The 15,827-nt window shown below is 63.6% G+C and carries 12 protein-coding genes and 1 riboswitch; of the genes, 6 read left to right on the top strand and 6 right to left on the bottom strand.

Going from position 1 to position 15,827, the window contains the following annotated elements:
- Positions 1–2: 2 nt before the first annotated feature.
- The 6 genes from DSM107133_RS17090 to DSM107133_RS17065 form a co-directional block, all read right to left on the bottom strand.
- Positions 3–632: a precorrin-8X methylmutase gene (locus DSM107133_RS17090; protein WP_114294232.1), complete on the bottom strand. Its 630-nt coding sequence runs from the start codon at positions 630–632 to the stop codon at positions 3–5.
- Positions 632–1,774, bottom strand: a complete 1,143-nt coding sequence (gene cobG, locus DSM107133_RS17085) for a precorrin-3B synthase (RefSeq protein WP_114294233.1) — start codon at positions 1,772–1,774, stop codon at positions 632–634. Before cobG ends, DSM107133_RS17090 begins: the two co-directional genes overlap by 1 nt.
- Positions 1,771–5,025 (bottom strand): cobaltochelatase subunit CobN, encoded by a 3,255-nt coding sequence (gene cobN / locus DSM107133_RS17080; RefSeq protein WP_114294235.1) that lies wholly within the window; start codon positions 5,023–5,025, stop codon positions 1,771–1,773. Before cobN ends, cobG begins: the two co-directional genes overlap by 4 nt.
- Positions 5,026–5,031: 6 nt before the next feature.
- Positions 5,032–6,066, bottom strand: a complete 1,035-nt coding sequence (cobW, locus tag DSM107133_RS17075) for a cobalamin biosynthesis protein CobW (protein WP_114294237.1) — start codon at positions 6,064–6,066, stop codon at positions 5,032–5,034.
- Complete coding sequence (locus tag DSM107133_RS17070; RefSeq protein WP_114294239.1) at positions 6,063–6,443, bottom strand: DUF1636 domain-containing protein; 381 nt, start codon at positions 6,441–6,443, stop codon at positions 6,063–6,065. The genes cobW and DSM107133_RS17070 overlap by 4 nt, the downstream gene beginning before the upstream one ends.
- A gap of 94 nt (positions 6,444–6,537) precedes the next feature.
- A riboswitch (cobalamin riboswitch) is annotated at positions 6,538–6,755 on the bottom strand.
- Positions 6,756–6,866: 111 nt separating this feature from the next.
- Entirely contained in the window at positions 6,867–7,676 is an 810-nt protein-coding gene (locus DSM107133_RS17065; RefSeq protein WP_114294240.1) for an IclR family transcriptional regulator, read from the bottom strand.
- A gap of 131 nt (positions 7,677–7,807) precedes the next feature.
- Between DSM107133_RS17065 and DSM107133_RS17060 the strand changes: the two genes are divergently transcribed.
- The 6 genes from DSM107133_RS17060 (at position 7,808) to DSM107133_RS17035 (ending at position 15,773) form a co-directional block, all read left to right on the top strand.
- Positions 7,808–9,352, top strand: coding sequence for a M81 family metallopeptidase (locus DSM107133_RS17060; RefSeq protein ID WP_114294242.1), 1,545 nt, complete (start codon positions 7,808–7,810; stop codon positions 9,350–9,352).
- A gap of 55 nt (positions 9,353–9,407) precedes the next feature.
- Complete coding sequence (locus DSM107133_RS17055) at positions 9,408–10,997, top strand: ABC transporter substrate-binding protein (protein WP_240310582.1); 1,590 nt, start codon at positions 9,408–9,410, stop codon at positions 10,995–10,997.
- Positions 10,998–11,092: 95 nt separating this feature from the next.
- Positions 11,093–12,034 (top strand): ABC transporter permease, encoded by a 942-nt coding sequence (locus DSM107133_RS17050; RefSeq protein ID WP_028957835.1) that lies wholly within the window; start codon positions 11,093–11,095, stop codon positions 12,032–12,034.
- 1 nt (position 12,035) lies between these two features.
- Positions 12,036–12,923 (top strand): ABC transporter permease, encoded by an 888-nt coding sequence (locus DSM107133_RS17045; protein ID WP_114294245.1) that lies wholly within the window; start codon positions 12,036–12,038, stop codon positions 12,921–12,923.
- A 1-nt stretch (position 12,924) separates the two neighbouring features.
- A complete protein-coding gene (locus DSM107133_RS17040; RefSeq protein WP_114294247.1) occupies positions 12,925–14,610 on the top strand; it encodes an ABC transporter ATP-binding protein in 1,686 nt (561 codons plus the stop codon).
- Positions 14,607–15,773: a M20 aminoacylase family protein gene (locus tag DSM107133_RS17035; RefSeq protein ID WP_114294249.1), complete on the top strand. Its 1,167-nt coding sequence runs from the start codon at positions 14,607–14,609 to the stop codon at positions 15,771–15,773. The genes DSM107133_RS17040 and DSM107133_RS17035 overlap by 4 nt, the downstream gene beginning before the upstream one ends.
- The last annotated feature ends 54 nt before the right edge of the window (positions 15,774–15,827 follow it).

The following is a 15,827-nucleotide window of genomic DNA, read 5'->3' as shown; positions in this document are numbered from 1 at the left end:
GTCTATTCCTTCCAGGTTGCCAGGGCGTTCACCGCCGCGACGGTGATGGCCGAACCGCCCAGACGGCCCTGCACGATCATCGACGGCACTGGCAGGTCCTGCATCAGCGCGTCTTTCGATTCCGCAGCGCCGACAAATCCCACAGGGCAGCCGATGATGGCCGCAGGGCGCGGGCAATCAGGGTCTTCAAGCATGTTCAGCAGGTGAAACAGCGCCGTGGGCGCATTGCCGATGGCCACCAGCGCGCCGTCCAGATGCGGGCGCCACAGTTCCAGCGCGGCGGCAGAGCGGGTGTTTTGCATCTCTTGGGCCAGCGCGGGAACGCTGGGATCACGCAGGGTGCAAATGATTTGGTTGTCAGCAGGCAGTCGGGTGCGGGTGATCCCTTCGGACACCATATGCGCGTCGCACAGGATCGGCGCACCATTGGCCAGTGCCGCGCGGGCGATCCGGGCCATGTCGGGGGAAAAGCGCACATGTTCCTCAAGCCCGACCATTCCGGCGGCATGGATCATCCGCACGGCAACACGTTCCTCGTCGGGCGTGAAACGGGCCAGATCGGCCTCGGCGCGGATGGTGGCAAAGCTTTCGGCGTAGATCGCCGCGCCATCGGTTTCGTAAGTGTGGGGCATTAAAGCATCCTGCTGAGAAGTTCGGGAAGGCGCAGGTTCGCGCCCTCGGGGCGGTCCGAGGCGCGACCGTTGCGGATCAGGTGAAAGCGGCCTTGGCTTTGTGCGGTCAGGGTTATGTCGGCGGGTGTCGGGTGGGCGCAGCCCTTGGCACAGCCCGAGATATGCAGGCTGCGGTTTTGCGCGGCTGGCAGAGCACGCGCGATTTCGGCGGCGACGTCGCGCGTGGACGACAGCCCCTGACGGCAGCCCGGCGCGCCGGTGCACACGCTGATGTTGCGGCGCGGGTCTGTCGGAGCGGTGATGAAACCGGGCAGGGTGCCGCTGGCTGCGGCCCCTTCGATCAGGATCATGCGCCAGGGGGTGAGCCGCAGGGGGCCAACCTCTGCCAGACGGGCGAAATCCTGTGCGGTGGTTTGCCCGAACGCCAGCCCGACCAATCGACCCGCCGCAGTTGCGCCGACGAGTGCCTGCGCAGTCGCAGGCAAGGGTCGCATCGTTGCATCGCGTGGCGCGCCAACGCGTGCGATGTGTGCGGCCATACGCCCGCGCCCTTCAACGACGCCGCCGGTTTGCACAAACCAATGCGCCAGCGACAGGGCCACCTGCGCGGCCGTTTCGGCGGTGACAGGACAGCCCGCTTCGGCCCCGTCGGCGCGGCAGATCAGCCCCTTGTGCCCGCGCTCGATGCGAATGTCTGCCGAGACCTGCGACAGCATGGGGGAATCGCCACAATCCACCGCAAAGCCGAATTTCGATGGCAGGTCGGGCGCATCCGGCTGTGCAAGCGCATCATGCAGGTCCAGGGCGATGCGGTGGCTTTCGTCCTGTTGCGCCCAGAACGGAGTCAGCACGATGTTGCGGCGGGCTTCCGTGGCGACATCTGCGTCGATCAGGTCAAGCGCGCGCAGCCCGTCCATCAGCTCTGGATAGGTGTCCGCCTGCACGCCGCGCAATTGCAGGTTGGCACGGGCCGACAGGTCGATCATGCCGTTGCCGCAGGCCTGCGACAGCTGTGCAATCTCGCGGGTCTGTACCGGTGTCAGCCGCCCCAAAGGCACGCGCAGGCGCACAACAAGCCCGTCGCCGGATTGCATCGGTCGCAAGGCGCCGGGGCACCAGCCAAAGACATCCGGCGCGCTCATGCCTCTGCCCCCATCCGGGCCAGAATCGAGTTGCGGCGCGATGTCCACAGCCCGGCGTCCTTCACCGCGTCGAACCGCGTCCGCAAGGCCGCCAGTGCCTGCGGGTTGGCCGTTTCCATGAAGTCGACCAGATCGTCACGGCCCAAGGTTGCCTCGAACACCAGATCGAACAGGTGGTCAGGCACGACGCCGGCCAGATGCGCAAATGCGGCCAGATGGTCCACTGTCGCCGCAATCTCGGCAGCCCCGCGAAACCCGTGCGCCATCATGCCGGTGGCCCAGTCGGGGTTGGCCGCGCGGGCGCGCACGACGCGGGCCAGTTCCTCGGTCAGGGTGCGGGCGCGGGGGGCGTCGGGGCGGATGGCGTCCAGATGGTACAGCGCGGGGGCCTTGCCCAAGCGGGCCATCGCGGCGGCAAAGCCTGCCTCGTGCGCGGCATAGTCGGCGGCCATCAGCACATCGGTTTCCGGCAGGTCCTGCAAATGCACAAAGCTGTCGGCCCGCGACAGCTGAGCCTCAAGTTCGGGGCGGGCAAAGGCGATGTCGCCCTGCGCGTCGATGGCATAGGACGAGGCGGCCAGCCATGCTTCGCCGGCCTGTTCGCGGGCGGTGTCGGAATAATCCTCGATGTCGCTGCCGATCCCCAGCCCGTAAGAGCCGGGACGCGGGCCGAACACGCGCGGGGTTGCGGTGAGGTAGGGATTGTCTGCAAGCGTCTCGTCACGCTCGGCCAGCCGGCCCGCCGCCGTTTCGAACATCTGGGCCAGACCGGGAAACATGTCGCGGAACAGGCCCGACACCCGCAGGGTCACGTCAATACGGGGCCGGTTCAGCAGGGCCAGCGGCAGGATTTCAAACCCGTTCACCCGTTCGCTGTTGTCGTCCCAGCGCGGCACAAGGCCCGCCAGATGCAGGGCCATGGCAAACTCCTCGCCCGCCGTGCGGATCGTGGCCGAGCCCCACATGTCGATCACCAGCCCCTTGGGCCAGTCACCCTGATCCTGCAAATGCTTGCGCAGCAGCTCCTCGGCCAGTTTCACGCCCTGTGCATGGGCCGCGCGCGACGGCACCGCACGCGGGTCGGTGGTGAACAGGTTGCGCCCTGTCGGCAGTACGTCGCTGCGGCCCCGATAGGGCGAGCCGGACGGCCCCGGAGGCACGAACCGACCTGCCAGCCCGGCCAGCAAGCCGTCGATTTCCGCATTGCCATGATCGCCGGTGCCAAAGACATGCAGGCCTTCGCCGTACTGGCTTTCCTTGATGTCGCAGACAAAGCGGTCGATTCGGGTCAGCGCTTCGGCGGGGCTGGCGCCTTGATCCAGTCCCAGATCGGCCTCGACCCCGCGCCCCCGGGCTTCGGCGCGGATATCGGCAATCAGCCGGTCGCGGCGGGCGGGGTCCAGACCGTCGGCGGTGGAATATTCGTCCAGCAGCATTTCAAGCCGCCCCAGCGTGTCGGGCAGGTGGCTGGTGGCAAGCGGGGGTGGCATGTGTCCGATGGTGACCGCGCCAATCCGGCGCTTGGCCTGCGCGGCCTCGCCGGGGTCGTTGACGATAAAGGGGTAGAACACAGGTGTCTTGCCGATCAGCGCCTCGGGCCAGCAGTGGTCCGACAGGGCGACGGATTTACCGGGCAGCCATTCCAGCGTGCCATGCGCGCCCATGTGAACCACGGCGTCCACCTGTTGCTGAAGCCAGAGGTAAAAGGCGACATAGCCGTGGCGTGGTGTGCGGCTCAGGTCATGATAATCGTCATCTCGCTGGGCGACCGCGCCGCGTTCGGGTTGCAGCGCGATCAGGGCCTTGCCGTCAAGGAAGGCGGGAAAGTGGAACGCGCCGTCGGTGAATGTGGCGTCGTGCTCAGGTGCGCCCCAAGCGGCGCTCAGGTTGTCTTGCAGCGCGTGCGGCAGGGTATTCAGCGCCCTGAGGTAGTCGGCCAGCGGCCAGCGGATCGTCTGGCTGTCCAAGCGTTGCGCCAAAGCGGTGGCATCGCCCAGCTCAGCGGCCCGAATGTCATATCCCGCCTGTTCCAGAGAGGCCGCCAGCGTGCAGACCGATTGCAGCGCGTCCAGACCGACCGCATGGGCCAGTTGCCACGGCTTGCCGGGATAGGTGGACAGCACCAGCCCCAATGTTTTCTGCGCGGGTGCGCGGGTCGACAGGTGATGCAGCGCCAGCACGCGGTCGGCCACTGCCGCGACGCGCGCAGGATCGGCGCGGTGGGCAAAGCGGCTGTATTCCAGCGCATCGTCGCGTTTGCCGGGTTGTTTGAAACTGACGACACCCGCGAACAGGCGGCCATCGACTTCGGGCAACACCACATGCATGGCCAGATCGGCGGGGGACAACCCGCGTGCGCCATCCTGCCAATCCCGTTTGCGCGCGGTGGACAGAGCCACTTGCACCACAGGGCAACCGGCGGCGTTCAGGGGTGAAGGCGTGGCATCACCGCTTTGCGCTGAAAAGGCAGTGGCGTTGATGATGATGGCGGGTTTCAGGCGGTCGATCTGCGTCGCGATCCACGGCGCCGTGTCGCCTTTGAGGCTGGGGGCGAACAGGCCGAAGGTTTGAAATCCGCGCGCTTCCAGTGCCGCAATCAGCGCATCCACCGGATCGGTGTCGGCGGCGGTCAGATAAGAGCGATAAAAGGCAACGAGTGCCAACGGGCGGTCATTGCGTTGGGGATCGGGGACAACGCCGAGGTCCGGGCGATAGAACCCGGCCTGCGGCACGGTTTTGGCCCCTTGAACGGGGCCTGCATACAGCTCTGCCGCCAATGCAAGCTGCGCAAGGGCCGCTTGTGCCGCCACCGCTCCGCCGGTGTCGCACAAATGTTGTAGCCGCCGCAGGGTCGATACCGGCAGGGTCGACAGTTCATCCAGCCGCGCATCGGGCCGCCCGTCGGCGGGCAGCACGGCCAGCGCGATGTTCTGACGGCGCGCCATGTCCTGAAGCGTGGCCAGACCGTAGGGCCAATAGCTTTCGCCGCCGATCAGGCGGACCAGCACGGCCCTGGCCCCTTGCAGGGTCTGTTCGGCGTAGGTGTCGACCGACAGCGGGTGTTGCAAGGCCACCAGATTGGCCAGCCGCAGGGGGGGCAATCCGCCCCGCGCACGGTGCCAACCTGCCGCGAAAGCCCCCAGATCGCTGTCGGAAAATGACAGAACGATCAGGTCAGCCGGACTTTGCCCCAGATCCTGCGGCATGGCGCTTTGGTCCAGCCCGTGGCTTTCGCGAAAGATGACGTGCATCGGGTATCAGACTCCCAGAACAGCGCGGATGGCTGCGGGGTTGATGTTGTCGTGCTCGGCAATCACCACCAGTTGACTGCGGCGCGGCGCATCACCCCACGGACGGTCGAACTGGCTGCGCAAGCGTTCGCAGACAGCCTGCACCAAAAGCCGCATGGGCTTGCCCGCGACGGCCACATACCCTTTGATCCGCAGGATGTTATGTTCGCGTGCCAGGCGCAGTATCGCCGCTTCCAGCGCTGCCACATCCGCAACTTCGCCCATGTCGATCACGATGCTTTCGAAATCGTCATGTTCGTGGTCGTCATGGCCATCATGATGGCTGGGGCGAGCGTCCAGATCGTTTTCGGCAGCGGCCCCCAGACCCAGCACAACGCGCGGGTCGATCACACCGTCAGTCATCGCCAGAATGGGCAGCTTGCGCGGCGATTCCGCCTCGATCACCCTGCGGGCGGCGGCGACGCCTTCGGGGCCGGCCAGATCGGCCTTGGACAGCAGCACGATGTCGGCGCAGGCGATCTGGTCCTCAAAGACTTCGGACAACGGCGTCTCGTGGTCCAGGCTTTGGTCGGCCTCGCGTTGGGCCTGTACCGCATCCAGATCGGGGGCGAACTGTCCCTTGGCGACAGCCTCGGCGTCGGCCAGCGCAATCACGCCGTCCACAGTGATCCGCGACCGGATTGCGGGCCATTCAAAGGCTTTCAACAGCGGTTTCGGCAATGCCAGCCCCGAGGTTTCGATCAGGATGTGATCGGGCGTCCGGGGCAGGGCCATCAGCGCCTCGATGGTGGGAATAAAGTCGTCGGCAACCGTGCAGCAGATGCAGCCGTTGGCCAGCTCGACAATGTTTTCAGCGGGGCAATTCTCGTCAGCGCAGGTTTTCAGAATGTCGCCATCCACACCCGCCGTGCCAAATTCGTTGACCAGCACCGCCAGACGTTTGCCGCCGTGGTTCTGCATCAGGTGGCGGATCAGTGTGGTTTTGCCCGCGCCCAGAAAGCCGGTGACAATGGTGACGGGGATTTTGGTAAGGTCGCTCATAGCGGCTGCTCCTGTGGGGGAATGCGGGCAATGGATTGTTTGCGGAACACCTGCGGGCGTTCGCGCCAGGGCACGATGCCGTCGGCGGTGGCGGCATAGGCCACGATCCCGTCGCGGATGTCCGGAAGGTGGGTGTCGGGGTCAAGATCGCCGTAGACATAGGTCCAGCGGTCGGCGCCACCTGACAGGATCAGCGAACAGCCGCGCGAACAGGCCGAAAGACATTCGGCACCCCGCAGGCGCACGCCGTCGGGCAGCGTGTCAGACAATGCATCGAACAGACGCTGGCCGGGGCGCAGCCCTTCACCGGTGTCGATCTGTCCTGCCTTGCAGGTCGTGCATATGGTGACGGTAACCGGGTCTTTTGCGCGCGTCATGTCTTCCCTCGTATTTCAATGGCGAAACAGGGGAAGGCCAGCAGGGAACGACATGCGAACAGCGTCCATCGCCGGTCGCGAAACACCCCGTTCGCCCGTTACAAACTACGCTGGCAGGTCTCCCGGCTTGCGGATTTTGGGCGCTTGGCCCAGCGATCCACCACCTTCCCAGCTATCAGGCCAGTGGTCAGCAGATCTATCCGGTCACGGTCGCGGGGGCGGCAGCGCTTTGCCTGCGCCCCTTTCGGGCCGTGGGCGTATCGCATTCCCTCTTCGCCTGTAAAAACAGGAACCAACGTGCGCCATGCATTCGTGATTTACCTGTGGCTGTCAAGCAAGGGAATGCAGGTGTCGCGCCATAGTTTCCAAAATTCTTACTAAACCGCTGAAATAAAACGACAGTATTCTCAACCCTTGAGTGTACTACAAGCTGCCCACAATGGCGCGGGCGGCCTCGATTGCGACGGGTGCGGATTGGCGCACAAATTCCTCGGGTGTCCATTCCGCCAGCGATGCGGCAACATGGATCGCGCCAAGCGGCCTGCCATCACGCCCGGTAATGGCGACCCCGATCGCAACCTCGCCCAGCACATATTCCTCGGTGACCATCGCGTAACCATTGCGGCGGGCCGTGCTGATACTGTCGATGATTTCATCCGGTTCGGTCCGGGTTTTCGACGTGTAGGGCTGCAATGGTGTGCGCAGGATAATGTCGCGTGCCGCGTCGTCGGGCAGCGCCGACAATACAGCGCGCCCGCCGGCGGTGCAAAATGTCGGAATGCTGTGCCCGACCAGGGTGGCGAAAAAGGTCTCGCGCTTGCTTTGTATCCGCAGGGCATAGATCAGGCGGGTTTCGTCAAACAGGCTTAGATCGACACGTTCGGGAATGGTTTTGCGCAGTTCCAGCAGCACCGGCGTGGCCTTTTGCACAACGGGGTCCATGCGCAGTACATCCAGCGTGTGGTCCAGCAGGCGCAACCCGGGCAAATAGCCCCGATCATCGGCGCTGCGCCGGATATAGCCCAATTTGACCAGCGTATGCACCAGACGTTGCGCCGCCGACCGGTCGATGCCGGCGCGCTGGGCGATGTGCGACAAGCTAAGGGGACCGTCGGCGCGGTGAAATGCGCCCAGCACCTGCATGGCGCGCGCCGCAGAGCGGACAAACAGCCGGTCTTCGTCTGCATGAAAATTGGTCGCTTTGGGTGAATCCGATCTGAGAATGCCGGGCATCAAATACCTCTTGTTGACGTGCGTGGAGAATCGCTCTTATGGTTGTGGTACGATATATATGTATCGTTCTGCAATACACCGCGAAAACCCTTCCCCTTCAGGCGCCGGTTTCGCAAAACAATGGAGTTTCCATGAAAGTTGCCTTGGCTGGCTTTCTTCACGAAACGAATACCTTCGCACCCGACCCGGCGGATATGACCGCGTTTCTGGAGGGCGGGGGCTATGTCCCGTTGGTGCGCGGGGCGGATATGGCCGGGGCCGTTCATGGGGTGAACCTTGGCATTTCCGGCGCGTTCTCGACGGCGGCAGCGCTGGGTTGGGACGTGGTTCCGGTGCTTTGGGCGGGTGCCATTCCGTCCGCGCATGTGACGCAGGATGCGTTTGAACAGATCCTTGCAGAGATCGTGCAGGGCATAGGGGCGGCGGGGCCGCTGGACGGCGTGTTTCTTGATCTTCACGGCGCGATGGTCGCTGAACACCATGATGACGGCGAAGGTGAAATTCTGCGCCGCGTCCGGGCGGTCGTGGGGCCGGATGTGCCGATTGCCGTTGCGCTGGACCTGCATGGCAATATCTCACAGGCCAGTGTGGATGCGGTCGATGTTCTGGTGGGTTTTCGCACCTATCCGCATGTGGATATGGCCGCCACGGGGGCGACGGCCGCGGGTTTGCTGGACAGGTTGATGCGCACGGGCGTGCGTCCGGCCAAGGCGTTCCGGCACATGTCCTATCTGGTGCCGATCCCGTTTCAGACCACCGATATGCACCCTGCGCGCGGGCTGTATGCGGGGCTGGACGCGGTCGAGGTGGATGGCGTGTTGACGGCTTCGCTGTTCATGGGGTTCCCGGCGGCGGATATTCCCGATTGCGGCCCCTGTGCCATCGCATTTGCCACCACACAACAGGCCGCTGACCACGCCGCCGATGCCATCGCCGCCGCCTACGAGGCCGCCGAGGCTGATTTCGACAACGTTACGTTCCTGCCGGACGCCGCGGTGGCCTATGCGCAAGCCGCGGCAGGCGGGGACGGTCCTGTTGTCATAGCCGACACGCAGGACAATCCCGGTGCGGGCGGTGTCTCGGCCACGACGGGGCTGTTGCGCGCGTTGATAGATGCGAATGCACAGAATGCAGCGATCGGGCTGATCGTTGATCCCGAAACCGTGCGGCTGGCACATGCGTCTGGGAAAGGGACAACAGCCCGGTTTTGCATCGGCGGCCATCCCGCCCTGCCCGACATCGCAGCGGTCGAGACTGACGCACTGGTCGAGTGCCTGTCCGACGGCAAGGTTCATGCGACAGGCCCCTACTACGGTGGCACGCACCTGAACCTTGGCCCCTCTGCCTGCCTGCGCATCGGCGGCGTGCGGGTGGTGGTCACCAGCCGCATTGCCCAGATGGCCGACCGCGAGATGTTCCGCTTTGCCGGTGTCACCCCCGAGGATCAGGCGATTCTGGTGGTCAAGAGTTCAACTCATTTCCGGGCCGATTTTGCACCCATCGCACGCGAAATCATCGTGGCCTGTGCGCCCGGTCCGATGCCGTTCAATCCTGCCGATCTGCCGTTCACGCGGCTGCGCGACGGATTGCGGCTGTGCCCCAACGGTCCCGTTTTCAAGACCGCAAGCGCCGAAACGGCGCGCCCCGATCACGGCAGAACGGGTGCCGCGATCTAAAATCACCAAACGAAATCCAACAAGGGAATCCAAAATGCTGACTTTAAGATCTGCTATGAAAACCACGCGCGGCCTTGCTGCGGCTTTGGCGGCTGGCACCGCCCTGATGGCCCCCGGTGCCTTGCTGGCACAAGACGACGAAAAAACGCTGACAGCCGTCATGCATTCGGGCCTGCGGGTGCTTGATCCGGTTATCACCACTGCGCACATTACGCGCGACCACGCCTATATGATCTATGACGTGCTGACAGCCGTGGACGAAAACTTTGCCCCGCAGCCGCAAATGGCAAGCTGGGAAGTATCGGACGACGGTCTGGTCTATACCTTTACGCTGCGCGACGGTCTGCTGTTCCACGATGGCGCGCCTGTGACCGGTGCCGATGTTGTTGCCTCGCTGAACCGTTGGGGCAAGCGCGACTCGGGCGGGCAGTTGATCTTTGACGTGACCGACAGCCTTGAAGCGACGGATGACAAAACTGTCGTCTGGACCCTGAGCGAACCTTTCGCGCCCCTGCTGGACGTGATCTCCAAACAGTCGGCGGTGCCGCCGTTCATCATGCCGGCGCGTGTCGCGGCGACGTCGCCCGACGAGACCATCACCGAATATATCGGTTCCGGTCCCTTCGTCTTTAATGCCGAAGAATATGAACCCGGCGTGTCGGTCACTTACGAGAAATTCGACGACTATGTGCCACGTTCCGAACCCGCATCTTGGATGGCGGGCGGCAAGGTCGTGAACGTCGACAAGGTCGTATGGACCACGATGCCCGACTCGCTGACCGCGATCAACGCGCTGTCGGCTGGCGAAATCGACTATCTTGAGCAGGTGCAGATCGACCTGCTGCCGATCCTCAGCGCGAATCCCGATGTCACCGTCGAAAAGCGTGACCAGTTGGGCTATGTCGCCGTGGGCCGCCCCAACTTCCTGCTGCCACCCTTCGACAACCAGTTGATCCGTCAGGCGGCCATGGCCGCGCTGGATCAGGAATCGATGCTGGCGACCATGCAGGGCGATCCCGAATACTATAACGTCTGTGGTGCGATCTTCGGTTGCTCGACTCCGCTGGGCAGCGAAGCCGGGTCCGAGGACCTGACCGGTGGGGCCAACATCGAAAAGGCTCAGGCGCTGCTGAAAGAGGCAGGCTATGACGGGACCCCCATCACGTTGATGGCGCCGACCGATGTGGTCAGCCTGATCAACCAGCCCGTTGTGGCGGCGCAAGCCCTGCGCGAAGCGGGCTTTGAGGTCGATCTGCAATCCATGGACTGGCAGTCGGTTGTGCAACGTCGCGCCCAACAGAACCCGGTCAGCGAAGGCGGCTGGAACCTGTTCTTCACCAACTGGATGGTGCCGGAAATCTCTGATCCGCTGATCAACGTGATGGTCAACGGGCGCGGGGATGACGCATGGTTCGGCTGGCCGACAGACCCCGAGATCGAAGAGCTGCGTGCAGCCTTTGTGGCCGCCCCTGATGCCGCCGCGCAAAAAGAGGTCGCGGAGAAAATCCAGGAACACGTCATGACGAACGTCAACTATTTCATGATGGGCGAATACCTGATCCCGCAGGCGCGTCGGAACACCATCCAGAACATGCTGCCCTCCCCGGTGCCGGTGTTCTGGAACGTGACCAAAGAAGCTGAATAAGCGCAACCAAGGGGCGCGCGGCAGCGTGCGCCCCTTTCCTTGTTACATCGTGCGCCTGACGCATCCCGCCCGACCAACCCCAAGGAGCATCCCGCATGTTCGTCTATATACTTAAGCGCGTGCTGGCCACGATCCCGGTGATGGTGATTGTCGCCATTTTCGTGTTCCTGCTGCTGCGCCTGACGCCGGGTGATCCGGCTGCGATCCTTGCCGGAGATGCGGCCACGCCTGCGCAACTTGAACGCATCCGCGACAGTCTGGGTCTGAACGACCCGCTGCTGACGCAATTCATGACATGGATGGGACAGTTGGCGCGGGGCGATCTGGGCACGTCGCTGTTGTCGAACACTTCGGTGGCCGGAATGGTCGGGGCCCGGCTGGGGCCGACCATCAACATCGCGCTGATGACCATCGTGATTTCGGTCCTGCTGGCCGTGCCGATGGGCGTGATTGCCGCATGGCGTCACCGCACATGGGTCGATTTTCTGGTCATGTCCTTTTCGGTTCTGGGCTTTTCGGTGCCGGTCTTTGTGATCGGCTATATCCTGATCCAGATCTTTGCGATCGACCTGCGCTGGGTGCCGGTGCAGGGGTACAAGGCCCCCTCGGAAGGGTTCGGCGCTTTCTTCAGCCGCGCGATCCTGCCGTCGCTGACGCTGGCCACGATCTATATCGCGCTGATTGCACGGATGACCCGCGCCTCGATGCTGGAAGTGCTGGGCGAAGACTATATCCGCACCGCCCGCGCCAAGGGTGTGCGTGAAAACGTCGTGCTGTTCCGCCACGCGCTGCGCAACGCCGCCGTGCCGATCCTGACGATCATCGGCACCGGTTTCGCGCTGCTGATCTCGGGCGTGGTGGTGACCGAAAGCGTGTTCAACATCCCCGGCATCGGGCGGTTGACCGTCGATGCCATTCTGGCGCGCGACTATCCGGTGATCCAGGCGATGATCCTGCTGACGGCGGGCATCTATGTGATGGTCAACCTGCTGGTTGATATCTCTTATTCATTCTTCGACCCAAGGATCAGGTACTGACATGGCCGAACTTCCCCAATCCCGACAGAGTGCCTTTCACGTGATTACCGGCTTGTTTTCGCTGCCCGCAGGAGCGCGCGTGGGCGTCGGTCCGATCCTTGCTGCCGCGATCCTTGTGGTGATCGTGATGGCCGCCCTGCTGGCACCGCTTTATGTGCCCTACGATCCGCTGGCGATGAACGCGATGGCGCGGCTGAAGCCGCCATCGTCGGAATTTCTGCTGGGCACAGATCCCTATGGCCGCGACATCTTTAGCCGCGTGATGACCGGCGGGCGCGTGTCGTTGCTGATCGGCATCGGGGCGGCAGCGGTCAGCGTGGCCGTGGGGCTGATGATCGGCCTTGTGGCGGGTTATTTCCGCACCGCCGACAGCATCATCATGCGGATCATGGACAGCCTGATGGCCATTCCTGCGATCCTGCTGGCGATTGCGCTGGTGGCATTGAACGGGCCCAGTCTGGGGTCGGTCATTATCGCGATCACAGTGCCCGAGGTGCCGCGCGTGGTGCGGCTGGTGCGTTCGGTCGTGCTGTCTGCGCGTGAGGAACCCTATGTCGAGGCGGCCATCGCGCTGGGCTCGTCGATGCCGAAAATCCTGATGCAGCACCTGATGCCCAACACCTTTGCCCCGCTGATCGTGCAGGGCACCTATATTTGCGCCTCTGCGATCCTGATCGAGGCGATCCTCAGTTTTCTCGGCGCGGGCGTGTCGACGGAAATCCCCACCTGGGGCAACATCATGGCCGAAGGGCGCAGCTATTTCCAGATCAAGCCGGGGCTGATCTTCTGGCCGGGGTTGATGCTGTCGCTGTGCATTCTGGCGATCAACCTGTTGGGCGACACCGCGCGCGACCTGCTGGATCCACGCCTGAAAAAGCGGGAGGGATAAGATGGACTTCAAATCCAAAGACTTCAGCGACGCCAAACGCGTTCTCAAACTGCGCAAGCTCAGTGTCGGCCTGACCGGGCGACCCGACGCCGATCCGGTCCTGAACGGGATTGATCTGGATATTCGCGCGGGAGAAACCCACTGCCTTGTGGGTGAAAGTGGCTCGGGCAAGTCGGTGACCTCGCTGGCGGTGATGGGTCTGTTGCCCAAGGATGCGCTGGAAATTCAGGGCGGATTGATCGAACTGGAAGGCGCCGAGATCACCAATGCCAAGCCTGCGCAGATGCGCGAGTTGCGGGCGCGGCGGATCGCGATGATCTTTCAGGAACCGATGACGGCGCTGAACCCCGTGCTGCGGGTGGGTGAGCAGATCGAAGAAGTGCTGAACATGCACACTGATATGTCGCGCGCCGAGGCCAGGAAACGCACCATCGACATGATGGAGCAGGTGCACCTGCCCGATGTGGAGCGTATCTATTCGGCCTTTCCGCACCAGCTTTCGGGCGGGCAGCGTCAGCGTATCATGATCGCGATGGCCCTGATCCTTGATCCCGACCTGCTGATCGCGGACGAGCCGACAACGGCGCTGGACGTGACCACGCAGTTGCAGATCCTCAAGCTGATCTCGGAAATGCAGGAACGCCATGGCACCGCGGTGTTGTTCATCACGCACGATATGGGCGTGGTGGCGGAAATCGCTGACACCGTTAGCGTGATGCAAAAGGGCCGGATCGTCGAACGCGCGCCCATCCGCGATCTGCTGACCGATCCGAAGGAAGATTACACCCGCGCACTTCTGGCAGCGGTGCCCAACCTTGCCCCGCGCGCACCGCGCGCCGGGGGTGCGATAGGCGATGTGATCAAGGTGGCTGGTCTTGAAATGACCTATGGCGGTTCCGGGTTCTTTCGCAAATCCGCAGGGGTCAAGGCGGCGCAGGATGTGAATTTTACCATCGCACCCGGCCGGACGCTGGGCATTGTTGGTGAAAGCGGATCAGGCAAGTCCACCGTGGCGCGCTGCGTCATGCGGTTGATTGATCCGACAGGCGGGCAAGTGACCGTGGCAGGCAAGGAGATTGCCACGCTCAGCCGCCGCCAGTTGCAGCCGCACCGCAAACATTTCCAGATCGTGTTTCAAGACCCCTACCGGTCACTGAACCCGCGCTGGACCGTGGCGCGCAGCCTGTGCGAGGGGCCGATCAACTTTGGCACCCCACGCGACGCGGCCATGACCCATGCCGCCGAACTGCTTGAGCTGGTGAACCTGCCGCGCGATGCGCTGGATCGGTATCCGCACCAGTTTTCAGGCGGGCAACGCCAGCGGCTTGCCATCGCGCGCGCCGTGGCGATGAAGCCCGACCTGCTGGTCGCGGACGAGGCGGTGTCGGCGCTGGATGTCAGCGTGCAGGCGCAGGTGCTGGACCTGCTGGATGACGTGCAGGACCGCTTTGGCATTGCGATGCTGTTCATCACCCACGACCTGCGCGTCGCGGCGCAAATCTGTGACGAGGTTTTGGTGATGCAAAAAGGAAAGGTTGTCGAACACGGCCCGGCGGGCGATGTTCTGGCCAACCCAAGCCACGACTACACCCGCAACCTGATCGAGGCGGCACCGGGCCGCCACTGGGACTTTGCCAATTTCCGCGCGCTGGATAGCATGCGCGCACCACAAGGAGCCACAACATGAGCGTACTCCCCAAAATCGAAGCCTTCGCAGATGAGCTGACCGAAATCCGTCACGATTTTCATGCGCATCCCGAACTGGGGTTCGAGGAAACCCGCACCTCGGCCATCGTGGCAGAGAAGCTGCGCGCTTACGGAGTGGATGAGGTGCATGAGGGTCTGGGCGGCACCGGTGTTGTCGGCCTGATTAAGGGGCAGGGCGGTGGCAACCGCCGCGTCGGTCTGCGCGCCGACATGGATGCGCTGCCGATTGAAGAGGCGTCTGGTGTTGCCTACAGCTCGACCAATCCGGGGCGTATGCATGCTTGCGGCCACGACGGGCACACCACCATGCTGCTGGGCGCTGCCCGCTATCTGGCCGAAACCCGCGATTTCGACGGCACCGTGGTGCTGATCTTTCAGCCCGCCGAAGAAGGTCTGGGCGGCGCGCGCCGTATGATCGAAGAGGGATTGTTCGAGAAATTCCCCTGTGACGAAATCTACGGAATGCACAACGACCCGAATTCGGAACCGGGCGTGGTCAGCGTGACGCCGGGACCCGCCATGGCCGGGGCCAGCTTTTTCGACATCACGATCACCGGCACGGGCAGCCACGCCGCCGCCCCGCACCAGTCGAAAGACCCGATCGTGATCGGTACGGCGCTGGTGCAGCAGTTGCAATCAGTGGTCAGCCGAAATGCCCCACCGACCAAGCCTCTGGTGCTGTCGGTGACCAAGTTCAATTCCGGCTCGGCCTATAACGTCGTGCCCGGGTCCGCGACCATCGCGGGTACCATCCGCTATTTCCACGACGACGTGATCGAGATGGCCGAAAGCCGTATGCGCGAGCTGTGCGAAGGCATGGCGCTGGCTTACGGGGTCAAGATCGACGTGGACCTGCGCAATGTCTTTGACGTGCTGATGAACGACCCCGACCTGTCCACCGCCTATGTGGCTGCGGCTGCGGGAGTGGTCGGCGAGGATATGGCCTCGGAAGGCACCGAGCAGGCGACAGGGTCCGAAGACTTTGCCGACATGCTCAAGGTGGTGCCGGGCGCCTATTGCCGTGTGGGCCATGCGGGCAGCATCCCGCTGCACAATCCGGCCTTTGTGCTGGACGATGCCATCCTGCCGGTCGGCGCGTCCATCTATGCCCGCATCGTCGAGACCCGCCTGCCCAAGGTCTGAGGCGCTACACTATTTACAACAACAACCGGTGCACTGCCGCCGGACCGGAGGAGA

It is taken from the genome of Pseudosulfitobacter sp. DSM 107133 (genome assembly GCF_022788695.1).
Taxonomy (GTDB): domain Bacteria; phylum Pseudomonadota; class Alphaproteobacteria; order Rhodobacterales; family Rhodobacteraceae; genus Pseudosulfitobacter.
The sequence above is the reverse complement of the archived record's forward strand: the minus strand, read 5'-3'. Positions and strand labels throughout refer to the sequence as shown.

Coding starts and splice junctions, on each gene's coding strand:
- DSM107133_RS17090 (WP_114294232.1), bottom strand. CDS start 632: ATGCCCCACACTTACGAAACCGATGGCGCGGCGATCTACGCCGAAAGC.
- cobG (WP_114294233.1), bottom strand. CDS start 1,774: ATGAGCGCGCCGGATGTCTTTGGCTGGTGCCCCGGCGCCTTGCGACCG.
- cobN (WP_114294235.1), bottom strand. CDS start 5,025: ATGCACGTCATCTTTCGCGAAAGCCACGGGCTGGACCAAAGCGCCATG.
- cobW (WP_114294237.1), bottom strand. CDS start 6,066: ATGAGCGACCTTACCAAAATCCCCGTCACCATTGTCACCGGCTTTCTG.
- DSM107133_RS17070 (WP_114294239.1), bottom strand. CDS start 6,443: ATGACGCGCGCAAAAGACCCGGTTACCGTCACCATATGCACGACCTGC.
- DSM107133_RS17065 (WP_114294240.1), bottom strand. CDS start 7,676: ATGCCCGGCATTCTCAGATCGGATTCACCCAAAGCGACCAATTTTCAT.
- DSM107133_RS17060 (WP_114294242.1), top strand. CDS start 7,808: ATGAAAGTTGCCTTGGCTGGCTTTCTTCACGAAACGAATACCTTCGCA.
- DSM107133_RS17055 (WP_240310582.1), top strand. CDS start 9,408: ATGAAAACCACGCGCGGCCTTGCTGCGGCTTTGGCGGCTGGCACCGCC.
- DSM107133_RS17050 (WP_028957835.1), top strand. CDS start 11,093: ATGTTCGTCTATATACTTAAGCGCGTGCTGGCCACGATCCCGGTGATG.
- DSM107133_RS17045 (WP_114294245.1), top strand. CDS start 12,036: ATGGCCGAACTTCCCCAATCCCGACAGAGTGCCTTTCACGTGATTACC.
- DSM107133_RS17040 (WP_114294247.1), top strand. CDS start 12,925: ATGGACTTCAAATCCAAAGACTTCAGCGACGCCAAACGCGTTCTCAAA.
- DSM107133_RS17035 (WP_114294249.1), top strand. CDS start 14,607: ATGAGCGTACTCCCCAAAATCGAAGCCTTCGCAGATGAGCTGACCGAA.